We start from the raw sequence: 19989 nt of genomic DNA, 5'->3' as shown, positions 1-19989 counted from the left end.
GCCTCAAGACCCCTGATCCGCTTCCGTGACGAGCGCCAGCTTCTTGAATCCGGCGCCCGAGAGCTGGCCCATCACCTTGGCCACGGTGCCGTAATCCGCCTTCTTGTCGGCGCGCAGATAGATGCGTTCCTCGAGGCCGCCGCGCGCATCGGTGATCGCCTTCAGCTTCGGGATCAGCTCGTTCAGCGCAATCTCGGTGTCGTTGATGAACACCTTGCCCTTGATGTCGACCGACATCTGGATCGGCTTCTGGTCGTTGTTTTCGAGGCTCTTGGCACTGGTCTGGGGCAGGTCGAGCGGGACGCCGACCGTCAACATCGGTGCCGACACCATGAAGATGATGAGCAGCACCAGCATGACGTCGACCATCGGCGTGACGTTGATCTCGGCCACGACCGGCTTGCGCCGGCCGCGGCGCCCGCCGCCGCCGGACGAACTCGCAACGTTCATGGCCATGATCGCGTGCCCAGATTGCCCTTCACACTATACATGCCGTCCGTCAGCCCCGCTCGTCGATCTGACGAGACAGAATGGCTGAAAATTCATCAGCAAAGCCCTCGAGTCGCTGGGCCTGCCGGTTCACCTCGGAGGTGAACTTATTGTAGAAAATAGTGGCAGGAATGGCGGCGATAAGGCCGACGGCGGTCGCAAACAGCGCCTCGGCGATACCGGGGGCGACCACCGCCAGAGAGGTATTTTTCGAGGCCGCGATCGACTGGAAGCTCGACATGATGCCCCAGACCGTGCCGAACAGGCCGACGAAGGGGCCGGCGGAGCCGACGGTCGCCAGCACCAGAAGGCGCCGTTCCAGCCGCTCGACCTCGCGTGCAATCGAGACGTTCATCACCTTGTCGATGCGCATCTGAAGCCCTGCGACCGAGCGGGCATGGCTCTCGAACGAGCGCTTCCACTCGCGCATCGCCGCCACGAAGCAGGCCGCCATGGAATGCGTCGGCTTGGCCGACAGCGTGCGATAGAGCTCCTCGATCGACTCGCCGGACCAGAACGCCTGCTCGAACCGGTCCATCGAGCGGCGGGTGCGCGCGTAGAGAAAGATCTTGTCGATGGCGATCGCCCAGACCCAGACCGAGCAGGCCAGAAGCCCCAGCATCACCGCTTTCACGATCCAGTGAGCCTGCCAGAACAGCGCGATCAGCGACACGTCGGCGGAGGCAGCAACCGGAAGGGCTGACTGAGCCAATTCGGCCGGATTCATAAGCAGTATCCTCTCAAGGCGATCGTTACCTAATGTCCTTCGGCCAGCAAATCGCGGCCGGTGTTCCCCAACAGCCGCGCTGGACCCGCGCGGCGGGCAAGCCCGCTCAAAGCCTTGTCTTTCTGGGGTGCAGGGCTCGTCCAAAGGCTCGTCAAAAGCCGGCCGCCTGCATTCCCCGCCAAGATGTCAAAACTAAGGGGCCTCGACCCCAGGCCTTGACGTCGGGCTCCGGGCACGCCTGTCCGCACATACCAGAGCCCGCCGATGGTTAATGCGGGGTTACCGGCGGCGCATTTGGCTGCAGGAAAGACAGTCCGTGCAGGGGGATGGACCCCGGATCCCGTGTTCCAGACGCACCGGCCGGAGGAACCTGCTCTCGTGCCAAAAATTGTCCGGAAAATCACTCTCAGCGAGGTCCTGCCATGTCCATCAACCCCAAGACGACCGCCGCGATCGGCGATCACCCGCTCCACCCCATGCTGATTCCGTTCCCCGTCGCGTTCCTGGTCGGCGCTCCCATCGCCGATCTGGCCTTCATCGGAACCGGCGACGGTTTTTGGGCACGCGCCGCGATGTGGCTGATCGGCGCCGGCATCGTCATGGCGCTGGTTGCCGCCGCAGCCGGCTTCACCGACTTCTTCAGCGAGCCACGCATCCGCCGCCTGAACGATGCCTGGTACCACATGGTCGGCAATCTCGCGGCGGTGGTGCTGGCCCTGGTCAATTTCTATCTCCGCTACGCCCAAGGCGCGGAGGCGGCGATCAAGCCCTGGGGCGTCGTGCTGTCCCTGGTCGTGGTCGGCATCCTCCTGTTCACGGGATGGAAGGGCTGGGAAATGGTCTATCGCCACCACGTCGCGGTGCTGGATGCGCCGGGCCAGACCAGCTCGGAGCCGGTCAACCCGCATCATGGCGGCGAAAGCCACCGCCGCGCCGCCTGAGCGACAGTCAAGCGGACGAAGCGGCCGCAAGGCAATTGGTGAGCCGCGCGGGATTGCCGATTGCGGTGCAGCCGCCAGGCACGTCACCGGTCACGACAGTCCCGGCGCCGATCTTGGCGAAGTCGCCGATCTCGATGTCGCCGAGGATGGTCGCGCCGGAGCCGATGAACACGCCGCGACCGATGCGAGGCGAGCGCATCGGCAGGTCGCCATGGCGTCCGATGCTGACATTCTGAAGGATGGTCACCTCGTCGCCGATGACGACATTGGCACCGATCACGATGCCGGTGGCATGGTCGAGATAAACCGACGAGCCGAGGCTCGCGGCCGGATGAATGCTGACCTGCAGGACGTTCGAAGCCTCGTTCTGCAACAGCAGCGCCGCATCACGATGGTCATGACGCCATAGCCAGTGCGAGACGCGCCAGGACTGCAGGGCGACATAGCCCTTGAAGTGCAGCAGCGGCGGCAACAATCCGGCGATGGCGGGATCACGGAGCACGATGGCGCGCAGATCGCGGCCGGCCGCTTCGACCAGATCCGGTTGGCCGCGAAAGGCATCGCGGGAAAACGTCGTGAAGCGCTCGCGATCGGCGGCGCTGCCGCCCAGCCGACGCCCGATCAGATCGGCCAAGGCAGCGGTAAAATCGTCATGGGCAAGGATGGCATCGGCGACAGCCTTGCCGAAGACGGGATCCGCCGCTGCGGCGCGCCGCGCCTCGCCGCGTATCTCCTGCCAGAGGATGTCGCTCGCCACGATCGCAGTCTCCGTCCGCATTGCCGCCTGCGGTGTTTTGACGCTTGCTTCTCGCTGTCGAATATAGGACGCAGGCCGCCTGCGCGCCAATTGGCGTCGGCAACACGCGCGGCCACCTGTGCGCCATGCTCCCCGTAAGGCTACGGGCTTGCTTGCCAGAGAGCTGCGGCCAGCCTTCGGCCGAAGCCCGCGGTGGCATCCGCGGGTTTTGGTACCCGCCGGACGCCAAGCTGCCGGCCAGTTCCGAATCCACGTCATCCGAGGTCACGCTCAAATATGCCGCTCAACGCCCCCGCCGACGACCAGCACGACGACATCATGTATCCATCCGCCCTGCCGTTCCTGCTGGTCCATCTCGGCTGCCTTGCGGCAATCTGGTCGGGCGTCACCTGGGAGGCGGTCGCGATCTGCGTCTCACTCTATTGCTTGCGGATGTTCGCGATCGGAGCCGGCTACCATCGCTATTTCTCGCATCGGGCGTTTGCGACCAGCCGGGTGTTTCAGTTCATCCTGGCCTGCCTTGCGCAAAGCAGCGCCCAGAAGAGCGTGTTGTGGTGGGCCGCCAAGCATCGCCACCATCACCTGCATTCCGACACTGAAAACGACGTGCATTCACCGCGTCACCGCGGCTTCCTCTATAGCCATCTCGGCTGGATCTTTTACCGGCAGCACGACGCAACCGACCTCGTGAAGGTCGGCGATCTCGCCGCCTATCCCGAGCTGATGTGGCTGCATCGGCTGGAGCTGCTGCCGGCCTTCGTGCTGGCAGGGCTCTGCTTCCTGGTCGCAGGATGGTCGGGTCTGGTGGTCGGCTTCCTCTGGAGCACGGTGCTGGTCTATCACGCGACCTTCTGCATCAATTCGCTTGCCCATGTGCACGGGCGCAAGCGCTACGTGACCGGCGATGATTCCCGTAACAACTGGCTGCTGGCATTGGTCACGCTCGGTGAAGGCTGGCACAACAATCACCACGCCTATCAGAGCAGCGTGCGACAGGGCTTTCGCTGGTGGGAGGTCGACGTGACCTATTACATCCTGACGCTGCTGTCGTGGATCGGCGTCGTCTGGAACATGAAGGCGCCGCCCGAACAGGTGCTGCGCAACGAGCAGCCGCTCGGCGCGCGGGTCATCCAGCGGGCGGCCCGCGAGCTCGCCGGACGGTTCGATGCGCAAACCCTGGCGCATGCGATCTCGTCGGCACGCCGCCGGGCCGATCTCGCCCAGTTGCAGCTGCCGTCGCTGCACGACATTCTCAATCGCGCGCACGAAGGTGTCGACGCGCTGACGCATCTGCATCTGCCGAAGATTCCGACCCGCGAGGAGTTTCTCGCGGAAGCCAAGGCGATGTTCGCGCGCACGCGATCGCTCAACGAGATCGTCGACCACGCCTACGAATACTTCCTGGCCTCGGTTCACGCGCAACTCGCCACGGCGCGCTGAAGCTTCACGCCATGCGACACCGGCCGGCAGCGGTCATGCTGCCGGGGCGCGTCCATCGCGGGCGCGGCCGGGGTCAGCTTGCTTGCGGAGGCTGAGCGCATAGAGCCAGCCGCCTGCGGCGATCAGCACCGGCAGGACGAAAAGCGCGAAATCGCGGAGCAGGATCATGGGACGATACTTCCCTGCGCGAACGACACAGCGCGGCTGAGTGCGTACGATGCGCCCCAATATAGATTGGCGCTGAGAAACAACCGCCAGGACTCGCCGAGCTGCCATTCCGGGTAGAGCTGAACTTCCGTGGGCCACCCATTGAGGAACGCGATCGCCACCGGCACCACAGGGCCGAAGCGCTCGAACAACACGGCCGCGCGCTCGAACAATGCGAGGCGCTGGCTGATTTGTTTGCGTTCAATGTAGGTCATGATCGTGCCCGTCGGCGCCGCGGAGGCGCAGTCAAGGCTTGGTCGGTGCTCGCGCGGTCCGGGTTCTATCGATCCTGCACATCTGCGTGATGGGCCTCGCAAAGCCCTCGCAGGCGCTTCGCATCGCCAGGACGACCATCGAAGTGTGACATAAGCCAAACCGCCCGCCTGCGGGTTGCGCAGACGGGCGGCTCGGGGCCATCAGGACTTTGGGGGCATGCGCCTGAAGGCTTTGAGAGGTGCAATTCTTCGGATCAGCCCTGCTGCTGATCGGTCGGCGGCGGGGTCGGACGCGTCTTGTGCTGCGCCATGAACTGGTCGAACTCTTCCTTGTCCTTGGCGTGACGCAGGCGGTCGAGGAAGTTCTTGAACTCGACCTGCTCTTCCTCGAGCCGGCGCAGCGTCTCACTGCGATACTCGTCGAAGGCGCGGTTGCCGGAGGACTGCGGGCCGAAGCCAAAACCGAAGCCGCGGCGCTCCATGCGGTCGCGCATGCGATCCATCTTGTACTGCATCTTTTCCATCTTGTTCTGCCAGCGATCCTGATTGCTCCAGCACGACATTCTTCTGCTCCCGAGTGTGAAAAAGAGAAGGGCAAGTCCGATCGGCCACCAGATGATGAAGCCGAGAATGGTCACGGCGATCCAGCCGGGATGCCAGGGCGTGTCCAGCATGCGGGGGCGCTCGTAATATTGCTGTTGGTTCGACGGGCCGCGCCAGCGATTGACATCAGCGGTGTAGGCCATTTCCCTTCTCCATCACGGCACCAGCGCCGTTGTGAATGTAAATAACATTTACATAGCTAGACCATCCCGCGATTTTGTCAAGCTGGCAGCAAGACACGGCCGCGTGATTACTATCGCAATCTTATTTCGGCTTGCCCCAGGGGCTGCCGGGCGGCAGGCTCGAACCGGAGGGAGCCTCCGGCGGCACCGGCGGCGGCTCGGCGCCCCTGGCCGGAGGACGGCGGTCGATCGGGAAGCCGAGGCCGCGCAGATAGATCAGCACCTCGGCCTCCAGCAGCTCGTCCGGCGACATCGGCAGCTTGCGTCGCGCAGCATCGCCGCGGGAAAACAGCGAGGCCACGCCATGCGACATCGACCAGATGTGCAGCGCCATCATCATCGCCGGCGGGCGGGGTGTGCCGGGCGGCGTCAGTGCGGCGAGCCGCTCGGCTGCGGCTCGAATGATGTTGAAGGCGCGTTCGCTGGCCGCCTGAAGTGCGGGATTGGCATCGACCGGCACGCCCGATTCGAACATCGCGTTGTAGAAGGCCGGCTCCGCGCGGGCAAAGGCGAGATAGGCCTTGCCGACGCGCTCGAAGGCGGTGACGGTGTCGGGCCGCCCGTCGTCCCAGGCCGCCGACAGGCGCGCCTCGAACTGCTCGAAACCGCGCTGGGCGATAGAGGACAGCAGCTCGTCACGGTCGCGGAAATGCCGGTAGGGCGCCGCCGCACTGACTCCGGCCATGCGCGCGGCGTCGGCGAAGGTGAAGCCGGCCGCCCCCTTCTCGGCGATCAGCCCGAGGGCCGCCTGCAACAGGGCTTCCTTCAGATTGCCGTGGTGATAGCCGCGCTCGGCGCGGCGCTGCTCCTTGCGCCAGCTCATGTGAACGAGCTTTACATGAGCCGGGCGTGAAGGTCACTAGCGGGAATCGCTCGTGATTAACCCGTATTCTCCGCAGTCATTCCGGGCGGCTCATAGAGCCGAACTATGGTGCGCGCTTGCGCACCTGAGAATGTCGAGATTCCGGGTTCGGTCCTGCGGACCGCCCCGGAATGACGCCCACTTGGCCGCCCGGATACCTATTCGCTCAGGGCTACATCTCCGGAATCGGCAGCACGGGCATGACTTCGATCGCCTCGCCCGGGAAGACCGCAAAATGCGGATGGTTCTCGAACAGCTTTGCAGCGTCCTCCTGCGAGGCGGCACGCACCACCGTGAAACCGGTCAGCGCGTTGCTGACCTCGGTGATTCCGCTCCCGTCGATCCTGCGGGTCTTGCCGAGCGGGCCGCCCATCTCGACGATCACGGACTTGTGCTTCTCGACCCAGCCGTGCCAGGCGGCCATGCCCTCCTGCTCCTTCGCCTTCCGCTCGGCCTCGGGCATCGCGCGCCACGCCGCCATTTTCGATCCGCTCGTGCTGCCGAGATAGACGGCGAGAAATTTGTGTTCGGTGCTCATGGGTTTTCTCCTCAGGGTTGATTGGGAATCGCGCAGCCGCCGTCTCGTCTACGTCTTCAGGTCGCCAAACCCGGCGACGATCTCCTGCACTTCGGGCGAGTAGTCGGCCATCTCCTGCACCTGGCGGACCTCGATGATCTCGTTGGCTGAAGCGGGACATTTCTTGGCCCATGCGATCGCCTCGGCGCGCGAGGCGACCTCGATCATCCAATAGCCACCCAGGACTTCCTTGGCTTCCGCGAAGGGCCCGTCGGTGACGATGGGCTGGCCGGTCGCAAACGAGACGCGTGCCCCGGTCGACGGCGGGTGCAGCCCATCGAGCGTGATCAGCACGCCTGCGTCCTTCAGCGCCTCGTTGTAGCGCATCATCGCGGCGACGCGCTCGGGATCGAGCTGCAGCTCCGGCGGCGCGTTCTCGTAGCCGAGCGGGATCATCAGCATCATGAATCGCATGGGATTTCCTCGCTGCTCTCAGTCACTCCGATATGTCCTGCGGGCGGAAACGGCTGGCCCGCGCTCCCCTCCAAGACGAACGGCCTTCTGCCGGGCCGACAGCGGGACAGAAATTATTTAGAGGCCGGAGTGCAGCCGGCTGGCGCATTCTGGGACCGGATCGGGCTCGATCGGCTCGGCGAGGCCTTTCATGCCGGAACGAAAGCGCAGTAAAAGGAACCGGCGCTTCGCGCGCTGCTCCCGGACACAGGACAGATCAGCCAATGCCGCAGGCCCCGCAAAAAGTCGCCCTCGTCACCGGTGCCGCCCGCGGCATCGGGCTTGCGACCGCGAAGAAATTCTTGGCCGAGGGCTGGCGCGTGGCCCTGCTCGACATCGAGCACGAACTGCTCGGCCGCGCGGTCGCGGACATCGGCCAGAGCGAGGCGACGCTGGCGCTGACCTGCGATGTCGCCGACGCGGCCGCAGTCAGCACCGCAATGACGACGAACGAGCGGCGGTTCGGCCGGCTGGACGCGCTGGTCAACAATGCCGGCATCGCGGTGTTCGCGCCGCTGATGGAGACGTCGGATGCCGACTGGCGCCGCGTGCTCGAGGTCAACCTCACCGGACCGTTCCTCTGCACCAAGGCCGCGGTGCCCCTGATGCGCGACGGTGGTGGCGGCGCCATCGTCAACATCACCTCGATCTCAGCCGTGCGCGCTTCGACACTGCGCTCGGCCTACGGCACCAGCAAAGCAGGCCTTGCACACCTTACCAAGCAGCTCGCGGTCGAGCTCGCCTCCCTCAACATCCGCGTCAACGCGGTCGCACCGGGGCCGGTCGACACCGCGATGGCGAAGCAGGTGCACACCAAGGAGATCCGCGCCGACTATCACGACGCCATTCCGCTCAACCGCTACGGCCTGGAAGAGGAACTCGCGGAAGCGATCTATTTCCTGTGCTCGGACCGCGCGAGCTACATCACCGGCCAAATTTTGGCCGTGGACGGCGGCTTCGATGCGGCGGGCATCGGCCTGCCGACGCTGCGCGGGCAAAGGCGCAACGGGTAGGCGCAGGATTTGTAGGGTGGGCAAAGGCGCAACGCGCCGATCCCAAATTTGCGGTGCGGATGGTGGGCACGCTACGCTTTGCCCACCCTACGAAAGCGAGTTGGTGGAGAGTTCATGCAACGCATCACCTTTCTCAAAGCTCTGATGCTTGCATCCGCGCTGCTCGCCGCCGCGCCTGCGGCGGCCGAGATCCGCATCATCCAGTCCCCGGGCGGACAGGTCGGGCCGTTCCTCGATCTGTTCGAAAAGGTCCGCGACAGTGGCGAGCGCGTGGTGATCGACGGCCCCTGCCTGTCCGCCTGCACGCTGGTGCTGAGCATCGTGCCGGGCGAGCGCATCTGCGTCACCAAGCGCGCCGTGCTCGGCTTCCATGCCGCACGCTCGGTTGACCGGCGCGGCCGCTTCTATGCCGAGCCGGAAGCATCGGTCGCGGTGCTTGCCGCCTATCCCGGTCCGGTGCGCGACTGGATCAGCCGACGTGGCGGTCTGACCTCGCGGTTGCTGCTGTTGAAGGGGCGCGATCTCGCCGCGATCTATCCGCGTTGCCGCTGATACAGCCGGCAGCCGCCACCGCTTTCAAAACAGCGTCTGGATCACTGGCGCCAGCTTCGCGCTGGCGCAAATGAGCATTCCCCAAAGAGCAAAGTTGATCTGTAGCGCCGCCGCCATCGGTCGCTCCCCTTGCAAGTGACGTCCATCCCAGTTTGTAGCTTTTATGACTCACCAATAACGATTCTGACGTGCAGAGCACAGCCCAATCTTGCGCCAATTGTTGTGCGATGCAGCTCGCTTCACGAAGCGGCCTCACTGCGTCCGCAAAGTGATGCGAAAGCACGACTCATATTCGGCCATGCCGGCAAGTTTGTTTTGCCTTGAGTTCCATTGAACCGACGATGCGCGTGTCTCACGCAGATTCTGCGCGCCGATTGTGGAGGCAAAAGCCCGGCATGATTCGACACGGCTTGATCGTGCTCACTTTTTGCACAGCGCTGATCGGATGCGCAGAGGCGCCAGCGCAGGAACGCCGCGCCATTGCATGGGATGGCCTCGGCAAGGATCCGAACCGTCCGCATGTGGCCAAGCGGCGCGTCACGACCGGCGCGCCGGCTGCAAGTGATCCCAATCAGGAGCGCGAAAAAGTGCTCGGCACATTGCGCCCCTATTCCGAGGCGTGGTGGGCGGTCCAGGACGAGATACAGGCGGAGAACGACAGGAAGCTGGGCGCCAAGCTCGTGATCTGTCCTCGCTGCGTGGAATCGTCGCCGCCGCCCGAGGACGTCACCGGATCAATCCGGTGAAAGGACAACGGCTGATCGGCGCCTGACGTAACGAAACGTACGTCCCCTCTCCCGCAGCATTGGAGAGAGGGGATCGCAACGTGACGGTCGCGCCCAAAGCGCGATGCGATAGGATAAATCGTCATCGCGCTTTAGGTTGTTGTTTGAGCATGATCTTTTCGGAAAACCGCTTCACACTTTTCCGGATCATGCTCCTATCACATGCCCTCGGCCGGGCAATTCACCATCCAGGGAATGCCGAACTTGTCGACACACATGCCGAAGCCCTTGGCCCAGAACGTCTTGCTGAAGGGCATGGTGACGCTGCCGCCGTCGGCAAGCGCGTTGAACTTGCGCTCACCATCCGCGGGGTCCTTGACTGTAATCGAGATTGCAAAGCCCTGCGGCTTCTGGAAATGCTCGGCCGGCGAGTCGGAGGCCATCAATACCGTGCCGTCCGGCAGTGACATCCGCGCATGCATGATCATCTTCTCGCGGCCGGGCGTAGCCGGCACCTCCGGCGGAGCATCCGATGCGCGCATCATCGCGTCGATCTTGCCGCCGAGAACCTTGGCGTAATAGTTGAACGCTGCTTCGCAATTGTCCTGGTAGAACAGATAGGGATTGAGCATCGTTTCTCTCCTCTTCGTTTGCAGTGAGGCTTATTGCTTCTCGGTGAGCTTCTTCAGGCCGGCGAGGCCGGTCTCGAAATCCTTGCCGATCATGCTGTCCATGTTGAAGAACACCTGCATCAGCTTGGACAGGAACGGGGCCGGACCGTACATTACCCATGTGACGAGTGTGGCATCGCCTTGCGGCACAAAGGTGAACTCGGCGGTGTTGTGGCCTTCGAACGGCCGCTCGAAATCAAGCTTGATGCGGAGCTTGGAGGGGCCGTTCGCCTCCAGGATCTCCATATGGCCGGCGCCGACCTTGTTGTTGCCTTCCCAGGCATAGGTCGCACCCTTCCCTGCCGCGGTTCCGCCGAACGTCCGCTTCATGGCGGGATCGCGGGTCTCATACGGCGACCAGGCGGTCCAGCGATGGAAATCGGCAACCAGCGGATAGATCACAGCGGCCGGTGCCTTGACGGCGAGCGAGCGTTCCACACGGAACGTGTCGGGTTTCGTCAGGGCGAAGACGAGGACCGCGGCAAGGCCGGCGGCGAGAACGATGGCGATGACGGCAATGGCTTTCAGCATGGATGGCTCCCCTGGTACGGGATTAAGACGAAGGGGAACGGCGGGGGCCGACAATGGGAGAGAATTTCTTTGGCGCACTGCCCACCGCTCGTCATGGCCGGGCTTATCCCGGCCATCCACGTTCTTGGCGTAGATGGAAAGACCGTGGATGCTCGGGACAAGCCCGGGCATGACGATGTGGAGGCAGACGGGCCTACTTTGCCTTCGTACCCAACTTCACGCTGCCATCGCTGCGCTTCGGCTGGCTGTCCCGGATCAGGCGATCGAGATGCATGCGGATGTGGGCGGCTTCGGCCGAGGTGTTGGCGAGCGCGATGGCGCGGTCGAAGGCGATTCGGGCTTCGTCGTTGCGGCCGAGCTGCATCAGGAAGGCGCCGCGCACGCCGTAGAAATGGAAATAATTGGCGAGCTTCGGCGCCAGCGGCTCGATCAGCTCGAGCGCGGCCTGCGGCCCGCGCACCTTGGAGACCGCGACCGCCCGATTGAGCGTCACCACCGGCGAGGGCTGCACCACTTCGAGCGCGCCGTAGAGCAGGTCGATCTCCGTCCAGTCGGTCTCCTCCGGCGTCGCCGCGCGCGCATGCAGGGCGGCGATCGCGGCCTGGATCTGGTAGGGCCCGCTGCGGCGGTGGCGCATCGCCTTGTCGATCAGCGCGAGGCCCTCCGCGATCATGGTGCCGTTCCACAACGAACGATCCTGATCGTCCAGCAGGATCAGCGACCCGTCCGCGGCAAAGCGCGCCGCGCTGCGCGCGTGCTGCAACAGGATCAGCGCGGTCAGGCCCATGATCTCCGGCTCGCTCGGAAACAGCCGCAGCAGCAGCCGCGCCAGCCGGATCGCCTCCTCGCACAGCGGCTTCCTGATCTCCGCGGTGTCACCGCTCGCCGAATAGCCTTCATTGAAGATCAGGTAGATCATCGCCGCGACGCCGGCGAGCCGCTCAGAGCGCTCGACCGCGCCCGGCGCCTCGAACGGCGTCCCGGCCTCGGCCACCTTTGCCTTGGCGCGCGTGATGCGCTGCTCCATCGCCGCTTCCGAGACCAGGAACGCGCGGGCGATCTGCTTCACCGTGAGGCCCGAGACGATGCGCAGCGCCAGCGCGATCTGCTGCGTCGCCGGCAGTCCCGGATGGCAGCAGATGAACATCAGCCGCAAGATGTCGTCGCGATAGTGCGAGCCGTCGAGCCGCTCGGCGAGTTCGCCCTCGGCGTCGTCGAGATCGGAGATCGCCTGGTCGTCCTCAGGCAGCGGCTGCTGCCTGCGCGCGCGTCGCACTTCGTCGATCGCGACGTTGCGGCCGACCATGATCAGCCAGGCCGCGGGATCGCGCGGCGGCCCATTCTGCGGCCAGGTCTTGAGCGCGCGCAGGCAGGCGTTCTGAAACGCCTCCTCGGCGGTGTCGAGATCGCGGAAATAGCGCAGCAGCGCGCCGACCGCCTGGGGTCGCGCCGAAGTCAGCGCAGTCTCGATCCAGGCGGTATCGGCCTCGCTCACGTCAGGTTTCCTCCGGGCCGGAACACACCGACGGGACGCACCTCATAGGCGCCGCCGGGATTGACGGCACCCAGCTCGCGTGCGACGTCGAGCGCGTCGTCGAGATTCTTGCAGTCGACGATGTAGAAGCCGAGGAGCTGCTCCTTGGTCTCGGCATAGGGACCGTCGAGCACCAGCGGCGGATCCTCCTTGCGCAGCGTCGCCGCCGCGGTCGTCGGCAACAGCCGCGCCACCGGCCCGAGTCGACCCTGCCTGGTGAGCTTCTCCTGCACCACGGTGAGCTTCTTCATCACGGCCTCGTCCTGTTCCTTGCTCCAGGAGCCGACGAAATCCTCATCGTGATAGCAAAGAATGGCGTAAAGCATGGGCAGCACTTCCCTCGTCTGTTCTGAAGACGCGCCAATATGCCCCGCCCCGACAGCGCTGCGGAAAAAATTTGCAAGAAAAATCCGGCAGATCGTGCCAAGGAGGGCCTTCTTGCGCGGAACCTGAAGAGGCACTTCGAATGACCATGGGCACACTGGCCGTCCTGATCAACAGCACGCAGCAGAACTGGCTGCCGGAGCGCTGGAAGGCCCGCTTCGACGCGGTCTGCGGGGGACGCCGCGTGGTGCTGCTGCCGGACGCCGGGCTCGATCCGACGGAGGTGCATTATGCGGCGGTGTGGAAGCCGGTGCCCGGCGATCTCGGTGCGTTCCCCAATCTGCGGGCGATCTTCAACCTTGGCGCCGGCGTTGACGCGCTAATGGCGGACAAGAGCCTGCCCGAGGTGCCGCTGGTGCGCGTCGCCGTGCCCGATCTCACCAATCGCATGACCGAATATGTCGTGCTGCACGTTCTGATGCATCACCGCCAGGAGCTTTACCTGCGGCAATCGCAGCGCGAGAAGCGCTGGGAGCCCAGATATCAGTGGCCGGCGAGCGCGATCACGGTCGGCGTCATGGGGCTGGGCACGCTCGGCGCCGATGCGGCCGACGTGCTGCGGCGGCTCGGCTTCCGCGTCGCCGGCTGGAGCCGCAGCCCGCGCACGATCGAGGGCGTCGAATGCTTCCATGGCGCCGCCGGAATGGACGCGTTCCTGCGCAAGACCGATATCCTGGTCTGCCTGCTGCCGCTGACATCAGACACGCACGGCATCCTCAACCGCGAGGTCTTCGCCAAGCTCAATCGCACCAGCCCGCTCGGCGCGCCGGTGCTGATCAATGCCGGCCGCGGCGGCCTGCAGAACGAGGCCGATATTCTCGCCTGCCTCGACGACGGCACGCTCGGCGCCGCCTCGCTCGACGTCTTCGTGCAGGAGCCGCAGCCGAAGGACAGCCGGTTCTGGACCCACCCCAAGGTGGTGTTGACGCCGCACAATGCCGCCGACACCGACGCGGATGCGATCTCGGCCTATGTCGCCGAGCAGATCGCCCGGTTTGAGGCGGGCGGCGCGCTGGAGAACGTGGTGGACCGAACGCGGGGATATTGAAGCTTCGCTTCCAGCTTATCCTTTGGCGCCGATCATCACGTCGATCGCGCACTTGACGATCGCCTCCAGCTCCTTGCGCGGCACGCGGGCGCGGGAGCGGATGGCGATGGTGTGGATGGTGGCCGATGCGATCTGTGCCAGCGCGAACGGATCGGCGCTCTCCGGCAGCTCGCCTTTCTCCTTGGCGCGGCGGAAGCAACTGGCAAAGGCCTTGTCGAGCCCGGTGAGGCCGTCCAGCACCATGGCGCGGATCTCGGGATCGCCGACCGCCTCGGAGGCCGCGGTCACGACCGTGAAGCAACCGCGCGGTCCGGTGTCGCCGGACAGATAGATGTCCAGCGCGGCTGCGTAGATGCGCTCCAGCCGCTGGCGCAGCGGCATCTCCTCGCGGAAGATCGCGACCATCGCCGCGCCCGCCTCGTCGCGGTAGCGCTGATAGCTCTTGATGTAGAGCTCGCGCTTGTCGCCGAAGGCGCCGTAGAGGCTCGGCCGGTTCATGCCGGTGGCTGCGCTGAGATCGTCGAGCGAGGTGGCCGCGAAACCCTGCTTGCGGAACAGGTCGAGCGCCTTGCCGAGCGCGATATCGGGCTCGTAGGCGCGCGGACGGCCGCGGCGCTTAGGCCCACCGCGACGCTCGGACTCGCCGCGACGCTCGGGCTGATTGGCAGCAGCTGGCGGCTTCGATTTTTGTACCATTCCGCAAGTTATTCCTTGACCTCACCCATATTATGCAAGATGGTACAAAAATCAATCTGGCCAGGTTGAGCGACACCCAAAGAGGAATTGCCCAAGGAGGCTACAGATGGATCTCTATTTCTCGCCGCTTGCCTGCTCGATGGCGACACGCGTCGCGCTGTATGAAGCCGGCGCCGAGGCGAACTACCTCGAAGTCGATCCGCCGACCAAGAAGGTCTTGAGCGACGGCTCCGACTTCCGCACCGTGAATCCGATCGGCCTCGTGCCGACGCTGCGCACCGATGAAGGCATGGTGCTGACCGAGAACGCTGCGATCCTGCAATATGTCGCGGACCGTTACCCGCAAGCCGGCCTCGGCGCGAGCGCCGGCATCGAGCGCACGCGGCTGCATCAATGGCTCTGCTTCATCGGCGCCGAGCTGCACAAGGGTCTCTTCATCCCCATGCTCGACCGCAAGGCGCCGCAGGAAGTCAAGGCCTATGCCCTGGAAAAGAACCTGTCGCGGCTCGACTATCTCGACAATTACCTGAAGGGACGCGAGTTCCTGCTCGACCATTTCAGCGTGGCCGATGCCTATCTCGTCACGGTCATCAACTGGACCATGGCGACGCCGCCGATCGAGCTTGCGAAATGGCCGAACCTGAAGGCGTATCACGAGCGGCTGCGTCAGCGACCTTCGATTGCCAAGGCGATCGCGGAGGAGTTCGAGCTGTACAAGGCCGAGCTCGCGCGGAAGAAGGCGGCGGCCTGAGGCCGCACGCGAGCTCCTTATTCGCGCGGCAGCGCGCTATCTCGGCGCCTGCAGCGCGATGCCGTAGCGGCGGTAGATCCGGTCTATCGTGCCGTCGCTGCGCAGCCGCTCCACGGCTGCGTCGATGGCTTCGCGCAACGCATCGTCCGGGCGGACCATGCCGACGCCGACGTTCCAGTTCAGATCGGCCGTGCTCTCGTCGCGATCGAGGATCCGGAGCGGTTTGTCCGGGTGGGTCAGATTGAAATAGCTGGCGGCGGTGGGCGTGACCGCGGCGGCGTCGATCTCGCGGTTCGACACGGCCTCCAGGCTGTCGCTCTCGAAGCCGAAGGTCGATATCGGCACGCGCCGCTGACCGATGATCATGGCTGCGATCGATCCAACCTGCACGCCCACCTTGGTCGATTCGTTGAGGCTGGCGAAGGACGTGAGCGTGCTGGATGACGGCACGGCGAGCGCGACGCCTGTGCGATAATAAGGCTTGGAGATTCTCAGACGGGTTTCGCCTTGCGCTTCGCGATCGGCGATGACGTCCAGGAGAATGTCGCAGCCGGCGCTGCGCATCTGGTACTGCGTGATGATCCAGTCGAGCCGCAGCGAGACACCGAGCTCGCGTGCCAGCACCCGACCGAGTTCGACCTGGAAGCCGGGCGGATCGCCGGTCTTGTGCGCGAAGGGAAGCGAATTGGGATGTGCGCAGAGCCCGATCACGCCGCTGGAGCGGATCGCCTCCAGGGGGCGCGCCGCCGCCTGCCCCGACAGGACGATGGCGGCAGCGACGATGACCGGGGCAAATGTCTTCATTCCACACTCTATGCTAGTCAGCCGTCGCGCGGTTTCAGGGCGCGGATGTACTTGACCATCTGGTCGATCTGGGCGTCGGTGAAGGCGCCGTCAAAGGCTGGCATCGCTCCTTGCTTGCCGAGCTTGATGCGACTGCGGATATAGTCGTCGTCGCGCGGCGAATTCATCAGTTGCGGCCCCTTCCCAGCGGCCCGGCCACCGTCGGAGTGACAGAAGCCGCAAGTCCCCGCAAACACCTGCTCGACCTCGAACGCCGCGTTCTCCGGCGCGGGTGTGGCGGATTGGGCCTGGGCCATCGCAGCCCACAGCAACGAGGCGCCCAGCCCCGCCAAAATCGTCTTGCAAGACAGTCTCAACAGCTACGCTCCATTCCTGATCCGCGCACCGCCGCGACATCGATCGAGGAGCGGGCTTGCGCCCGCTCCAGGATCGGAACATCTGCGGCAGACTATTTCAGGCTGAAGACGACCAGGGCGCCGTCGTCACGCGGCATGCTCTTGTAGACGCCGCCGAAGTTCGGCGCATATTCGTCCGCCAGCATCCCGCCGAAGCCCGCCGTCACCGCGATATATTGCTTGCCGCCGACGGAGTAGCTGACGATGCCGCCCTGATGGCCGGTGCCGTTGTTGTGCCTCCATAGCTCGGCGCCGGTTTCGGCATCATAGGCGTGCAGCACGCCACGCGAATCAGGCACGAAGACGAGGTTGCCTGCGGTCGACAGCACGCTTCCGAGCGGAGGCTCGGGATAGCGAACCTCCCATTTCTTCGCGCCCGTGATGGGATCGCGCGCGTCGAGATGTCCGTAGATCTCGCCACCCGGAGGAGGCACCATCTTGAAATCGGCACCGATGTTGAGCTGGACCTGCGGCGTGGTGACCGGTGTCGTCTTCTGGATATCCAGCGTCATGCACCATTCCTGTCCGATCTTGTAATAGAGACCGGTCTTGGGGCTGTAGGAGCCGGCGTTCCAGCTGATGCCGCCGCCGATGAACGGACACAGCGGTGGTTCGGTGACCTTGCCGACCGGGAAATCGCGACGGCCGATCAGCGCGCCGGTCTTGGGATCGATATCCTTGACGAAGTTGATGTTCTCGACCAGCCGCCAGACGTTCTTCACTTTGAGATTGCGGTCGTAGACGAAGACAAAGCCGCCCTTGTTCGGATGGACGACGTATTTCTGGCCATCACGCTCGAGCATCACGAATTCGCCGACCGAGCTGTCGAAGTCCCAGGCATCGTGCGGCAGTTCCTGATGGTAGAATTTCAGCTTGCCGGTATCGATGTCGAGGCCGATCACCGAGCTCGTATAGAGGTTATCGCCGGGACGCGCGCCCTGGGTCTTGTAGTCTGGACCCGACCAATCGTAGAGCGGCGCCGGATTCGCAGTGCCCCACAGGACAGTGTTGGTCTCGGAATCGTAGGTGCCCGGCATCCAGCCGCCACCACCGCCGGTGCGCCAGGACTCGTTGCCCCAGGTCTTCATCGCCTCTTCGGTGCCTGCGACCGTGAGGAACTCCCACTTCTTCTTTCCGGTTGCGGCATCGAGCGCGAAGATCGGGCCGCGGCCCGGCCATTCGCCGCCTTGCGCGCCGATGATCACGCTGCCCTTGGCGTAGAGCGGCGCGCCGGTGAAGCCGACCGTCAGCTTCTGCGAGTCGATCAGCCTGGTCTCCCAGAGAACCTTTCCGGTCTTGGCGTCCAGCCCGAAGACACGACCGTCCATGGTGCCGACGAAGACCTTGCCTTCGCCGAGAGCGACGCCGCGGTTATAGGGCGAGTGGGTCTGGCGGCTGATCAGCGCTTCATCCAGCTCCGGAAAGAACGACCAGATCACCTCGCCGCTGGCGCCGTTCAGCGCGAAGACCCGGCTGTAAGAGCCCGAATAGTACAGCACGCCGTCGGCGACGAGCGGCATCGACTGCAGGCCGCGCGTCGATCGCCCGGGAATGTGCATCCATGCCACGCCCAGATTGCCGACATTGCTCGTATTGATCTGTGTAAGCGGGCTGTAGTGATGGGATTTGTACGAACCGTGATAGGTGAGCCAATCGTTCTGGCCGGCGGCCTCGATCCGGGCCGTATCCACGGACTGAGCCAATGCCGCCGTCGCTGCAAGTGTCGCAACGACAACGACAGCCAAGGCCGAGCTGAGCCACTGTTTCCTCATTTGCACTTCCTCCCGCTCTTGTGTTTGTTGATTGCGTCTCGTGAATGCGGCTTGCGAGGGGTATTTGCAGTTCAGTGTGCGTCGATCGTCCTCCATCGGACCGAATCGTCAACAGACGTCCCCTCTCTCGGCGCATCGCGCCGAGGAGCCACGTTCACCGGAGTGGTTGCTGTTGTACTTCTGCTTGCCGTTACACTGTACGACGGATCACAGGGCGTGCAAATATGGAATGCGCGCCGAAGTCAATTCGATGCAGCGCGACTTGAAACGGCAGCGACGCTGACCGTTTTTGCTTTCGATCCGCCGATCCCGGAACAAGTCGTCTTATCCGTAAAGCACCTTCGGCAGAATCGTGACGATGCTCGGCCACAGCGTCAGCAGCAGCACGAATCCGATCATGATCATGAGGTACGGCATCGTGACGCGGGCGATATAGCCGAGACCGTCATCGGTCAGCCCCTGGATCACGAACAGGTTGAAGCCGACGGGCGGCGTGATCTGCGCCATCTCCACGGCGAGCACAAGGAAGACGCCGAACCAGACCTCGTCGAAGCCGGCACCCTTCACGATCGGCAGCACGATCGGCAGCGTCATCACGATCATCGAGAAGCCGTCGAGGAAACAGCCGAGCACGAGATAGAAGACGATCAGCGCCACGATCAGCATGAAGGGCGACAGGCCGAGGCTCTTGACGAACGCGGCCACCGCCTGCGGGATGCCGAGGAAGGCCGCGGCATTGCCGAGGATCGAAGCCCCCAGCACGATCAGCGCGATCATCGAGCAAGTGACGACCGAGCCGATCAAGACGTCGCGGATCACCTGCTGCGACATTGCGCCTTGCGCCCAGGCAACCAGGGCCGCGCCGAGCACGCCGACCGCGGCAGCTTCCGAGGGCGTTGCGAGCCCGCCATACATCGAGCCGAGCACGCATGCGATCAGGAACAGCGCCGGCGCGAGATCCTTCAGTGCTGCAAAGCGCTCGCTCCACTGCACCTGCGAGAGCTTGGCTTCGGTCTCGGGCACCATCGCGGGTTTGAGGGTGGTGTGCAGCATCACCCAGGCCATGAACGTCGCGGCCAGCAGGAAGCCCGGCAACACGCCGGCGGTGAACAGCTTCAGGATCGAGACGTCGCCAAGCACGCCGTAGATGATCATGATGTTGGAGGGCGGGATCAGGAAGCCCAGCGTGCCGGCGCCGGCGAGCGAGCCGATCGCGATGTCACGGGAATAACCTCGGCGCGTGAGCTCGCTGAGCGACATGCGGCCGATCACCTGCGTTGTCGCAGCCGACGAGCCCGAGATCGCCGCGAAGATGGTGCAGCCGATCACGTTCACATGCAGCAGGCGCCCGGGCAGCAGCCCGGCCCAGGGCGCCAATCCCTGAAACAGGGAGCGTGACAGACGGGTGCGGAATAGCAACTCGCCCATCAGGATGAACAACGGCAGCGCCAGCAGCTCCTGCGTGGTCAGGATGTTCCAGGCGTATTGCGGCAGCAGCTTGTCGAGCGGGACCGAACGGAACATCGCGAGCAGCAGCGTCGCGGTCAGCGCAAGCGTGAGGCCGATCCAGACGCCGCAAGCTAGCAGCACAAACAGGATCGCGAACAGGGCGACGACTTCGATGGTCATGCGATCTTGGATCCGGATGCGGGCAAGGCGG

The 19989-nt window shown here is 64.4% G+C and carries 25 protein-coding genes; 7 read left to right on the top strand and 18 right to left on the bottom strand.

The window, feature by feature from the left end; all coding sequences use genetic code 11:
* Positions 1-3: 3 nt before the first annotated feature.
* Together tolR and tolQ are read right to left on the bottom strand one after the other, a co-directional pair.
* Entirely contained in the window at positions 4-456 is a 453-nt protein-coding gene (gene tolR / locus I6F21_RS23410; protein ID WP_036021864.1) for a protein TolR, read from the bottom strand.
* 43 nt (positions 457-499) lie between these two features.
* Positions 500-1216, bottom strand: a complete 717-nt coding sequence (gene tolQ / locus I6F21_RS23405; protein ID WP_008546343.1) for a protein TolQ — start codon at positions 1214-1216, stop codon at positions 500-502.
* A 422-nt stretch (positions 1217-1638) separates the two neighbouring features.
* On the opposite strand from tolQ, the gene I6F21_RS23400 reads away from it, so the two are divergent.
* Positions 1639-2157: a DUF2231 domain-containing protein gene (locus tag I6F21_RS23400; RefSeq protein WP_035998550.1), complete on the top strand. Its 519-nt coding sequence runs from the start codon at positions 1639-1641 to the stop codon at positions 2155-2157.
* A 7-nt stretch (positions 2158-2164) separates the two neighbouring features.
* On the opposite strand, the gene I6F21_RS23395 is transcribed toward I6F21_RS23400, so the two are convergent.
* Positions 2165-2935 (bottom strand): DapH/DapD/GlmU-related protein, encoded by a 771-nt coding sequence (locus I6F21_RS23395; protein WP_225126320.1) that lies wholly within the window; start codon positions 2933-2935, stop codon positions 2165-2167.
* Positions 2936-3190: 255 nt separating this feature from the next.
* Between I6F21_RS23395 and I6F21_RS23390 the strand changes: the two genes are divergently transcribed.
* Positions 3191-4354, top strand: coding sequence for a fatty acid desaturase (locus tag I6F21_RS23390; protein ID WP_225183484.1), 1164 nt, complete (start codon positions 3191-3193; stop codon positions 4352-4354).
* Between the two features lie 33 nt (positions 4355-4387).
* Here I6F21_RS23390 and I6F21_RS38870 read toward each other — a convergent pair whose 3' ends face one another.
* The 6 genes from I6F21_RS38870 to I6F21_RS23365 all read right to left on the bottom strand — a co-directional run bounded on the left by I6F21_RS38870 (position 4388) and on the right by I6F21_RS23365 (position 7414).
* Positions 4388-4522 carry a hypothetical protein gene (locus I6F21_RS38870; RefSeq protein ID WP_271542926.1) on the bottom strand — a complete coding sequence of 45 codons (135 nt, stop codon included), beginning with the start codon at positions 4520-4522 and terminating at the stop codon, positions 4388-4390.
* Positions 4519-4776, bottom strand: a complete 258-nt coding sequence (locus I6F21_RS23385; RefSeq protein ID WP_225183483.1) for a hypothetical protein — start codon at positions 4774-4776, stop codon at positions 4519-4521. Before I6F21_RS23385 ends, I6F21_RS38870 begins: the two co-directional genes overlap by 4 nt.
* 254 nt (positions 4777-5030) lie before the next feature.
* Positions 5031-5522, bottom strand: coding sequence for a DUF2852 domain-containing protein (locus I6F21_RS23380; protein ID WP_225183482.1), 492 nt, complete (start codon positions 5520-5522; stop codon positions 5031-5033).
* 121 nt (positions 5523-5643) lie between these two features.
* Positions 5644-6384 (bottom strand): TetR/AcrR family transcriptional regulator, encoded by a 741-nt coding sequence (locus tag I6F21_RS23375; protein WP_225149241.1) that lies wholly within the window; start codon positions 6382-6384, stop codon positions 5644-5646.
* 211 nt (positions 6385-6595) lie between these two features.
* Complete coding sequence (locus I6F21_RS23370; RefSeq protein WP_035998517.1) at positions 6596-6961, bottom strand: YciI family protein; 366 nt, start codon at positions 6959-6961, stop codon at positions 6596-6598.
* A gap of 48 nt (positions 6962-7009) precedes the next feature.
* Positions 7010-7414: a YciI family protein gene (locus tag I6F21_RS23365; RefSeq protein WP_035998515.1), complete on the bottom strand. Its 405-nt coding sequence runs from the start codon at positions 7412-7414 to the stop codon at positions 7010-7012.
* A gap of 263 nt (positions 7415-7677) precedes the next feature.
* Between I6F21_RS23365 and I6F21_RS23360 the strand changes: the two genes are divergently transcribed.
* The 3 genes from I6F21_RS23360 to I6F21_RS23350 all read left to right on the top strand — a co-directional run bounded on the left by I6F21_RS23360 (position 7678) and on the right by I6F21_RS23350 (position 9764).
* The gene (locus I6F21_RS23360) at positions 7678-8466 is read left to right on the top strand and encodes an SDR family oxidoreductase (protein ID WP_225183481.1); all 789 of its coding nucleotides are present in this window, start codon (positions 7678-7680) and stop codon (positions 8464-8466) included.
* Between the two features lie 114 nt (positions 8467-8580).
* On the top strand, positions 8581-9018 hold the full coding sequence (locus I6F21_RS23355; protein WP_035998510.1) for a hypothetical protein: 438 nt from the start codon (positions 8581-8583) through the stop codon (positions 9016-9018).
* Between the two features lie 395 nt (positions 9019-9413).
* The gene (locus I6F21_RS23350; protein ID WP_036041329.1) at positions 9414-9764 is read left to right on the top strand and encodes a hypothetical protein; all 351 of its coding nucleotides are present in this window, start codon (positions 9414-9416) and stop codon (positions 9762-9764) included.
* A gap of 197 nt (positions 9765-9961) precedes the next feature.
* On the opposite strand, the gene I6F21_RS23345 is transcribed toward I6F21_RS23350, so the two are convergent.
* The 4 genes from I6F21_RS23345 to I6F21_RS23330 form a co-directional block, all read right to left on the bottom strand.
* Positions 9962-10375, bottom strand: coding sequence for a VOC family protein (locus I6F21_RS23345; protein ID WP_109142498.1), 414 nt, complete (start codon positions 10373-10375; stop codon positions 9962-9964).
* Between the two features lie 30 nt (positions 10376-10405).
* On the bottom strand, positions 10406-10945 hold the full coding sequence (gene kdpF, locus I6F21_RS23340; RefSeq protein WP_225126328.1) for a K(+)-transporting ATPase subunit F: 540 nt from the start codon (positions 10943-10945) through the stop codon (positions 10406-10408).
* A gap of 193 nt (positions 10946-11138) precedes the next feature.
* The gene (locus I6F21_RS23335; RefSeq protein WP_036041341.1) at positions 11139-12440 is read right to left on the bottom strand and encodes an RNA polymerase sigma factor; all 1302 of its coding nucleotides are present in this window, start codon (positions 12438-12440) and stop codon (positions 11139-11141) included.
* A complete protein-coding gene (locus I6F21_RS23330; protein ID WP_225183480.1) occupies positions 12437-12805 on the bottom strand; it encodes a YciI family protein in 369 nt (122 codons plus the stop codon). The genes I6F21_RS23335 and I6F21_RS23330 overlap by 4 nt, the downstream gene beginning before the upstream one ends.
* Before the next feature lie 140 nt (positions 12806-12945).
* On the opposite strand from I6F21_RS23330, the gene I6F21_RS23325 reads away from it, so the two are divergent.
* On the top strand, positions 12946-13911 hold the full coding sequence (locus I6F21_RS23325; protein WP_225183479.1) for a glyoxylate/hydroxypyruvate reductase A: 966 nt from the start codon (positions 12946-12948) through the stop codon (positions 13909-13911).
* A 15-nt stretch (positions 13912-13926) separates the two neighbouring features.
* Here the strand turns inward: I6F21_RS23325 and I6F21_RS23320 are convergent, their stop codons facing one another.
* Positions 13927-14607: a TetR/AcrR family transcriptional regulator gene (locus I6F21_RS23320; RefSeq protein WP_225156802.1), complete on the bottom strand. Its 681-nt coding sequence runs from the start codon at positions 14605-14607 to the stop codon at positions 13927-13929.
* A gap of 106 nt (positions 14608-14713) precedes the next feature.
* Here I6F21_RS23320 and I6F21_RS23315 point away from each other — a divergent pair, with 106 nt between their 5' ends.
* On the top strand, positions 14714-15358 hold the full coding sequence (locus I6F21_RS23315; protein ID WP_225183478.1) for a glutathione binding-like protein: 645 nt from the start codon (positions 14714-14716) through the stop codon (positions 15356-15358).
* Positions 15359-15394: 36 nt separating this feature from the next.
* Here the strand turns inward: I6F21_RS23315 and I6F21_RS23310 are convergent, their stop codons facing one another.
* From I6F21_RS23310 to I6F21_RS23295, 4 genes are all read right to left on the bottom strand, one after another.
* Positions 15395-16162: a transporter substrate-binding domain-containing protein gene (locus I6F21_RS23310; protein ID WP_035998489.1), complete on the bottom strand. Its 768-nt coding sequence runs from the start codon at positions 16160-16162 to the stop codon at positions 15395-15397.
* Positions 16163-16179: 17 nt separating this feature from the next.
* Positions 16180-16494, bottom strand: coding sequence for a cytochrome c (locus I6F21_RS23305; RefSeq protein WP_225112963.1), 315 nt, complete (start codon positions 16492-16494; stop codon positions 16180-16182).
* A 116-nt stretch (positions 16495-16610) separates the two neighbouring features.
* Complete coding sequence (locus I6F21_RS23300; protein ID WP_035998486.1) at positions 16611-18329, bottom strand: PQQ-binding-like beta-propeller repeat protein; 1719 nt, start codon at positions 18327-18329, stop codon at positions 16611-16613.
* Positions 18330-18653: 324 nt separating this feature from the next.
* On the bottom strand, positions 18654-19958 hold the full coding sequence (locus tag I6F21_RS23295; RefSeq protein ID WP_225183477.1) for a TRAP transporter large permease subunit: 1305 nt from the start codon (positions 19956-19958) through the stop codon (positions 18654-18656).
* Positions 19959-19989 lie beyond the last annotated feature (31 nt).

The organism is Bradyrhizobium sp. NBAIM03 (assembly GCF_020194055.1).
Taxonomy (GTDB): domain Bacteria; phylum Pseudomonadota; class Alphaproteobacteria; order Rhizobiales; family Xanthobacteraceae; genus Bradyrhizobium; species Bradyrhizobium yuanmingense.
Note: the sequence above shows the minus strand (reverse complement) of the source record. Positions and strands in the feature narration are given on the sequence as shown.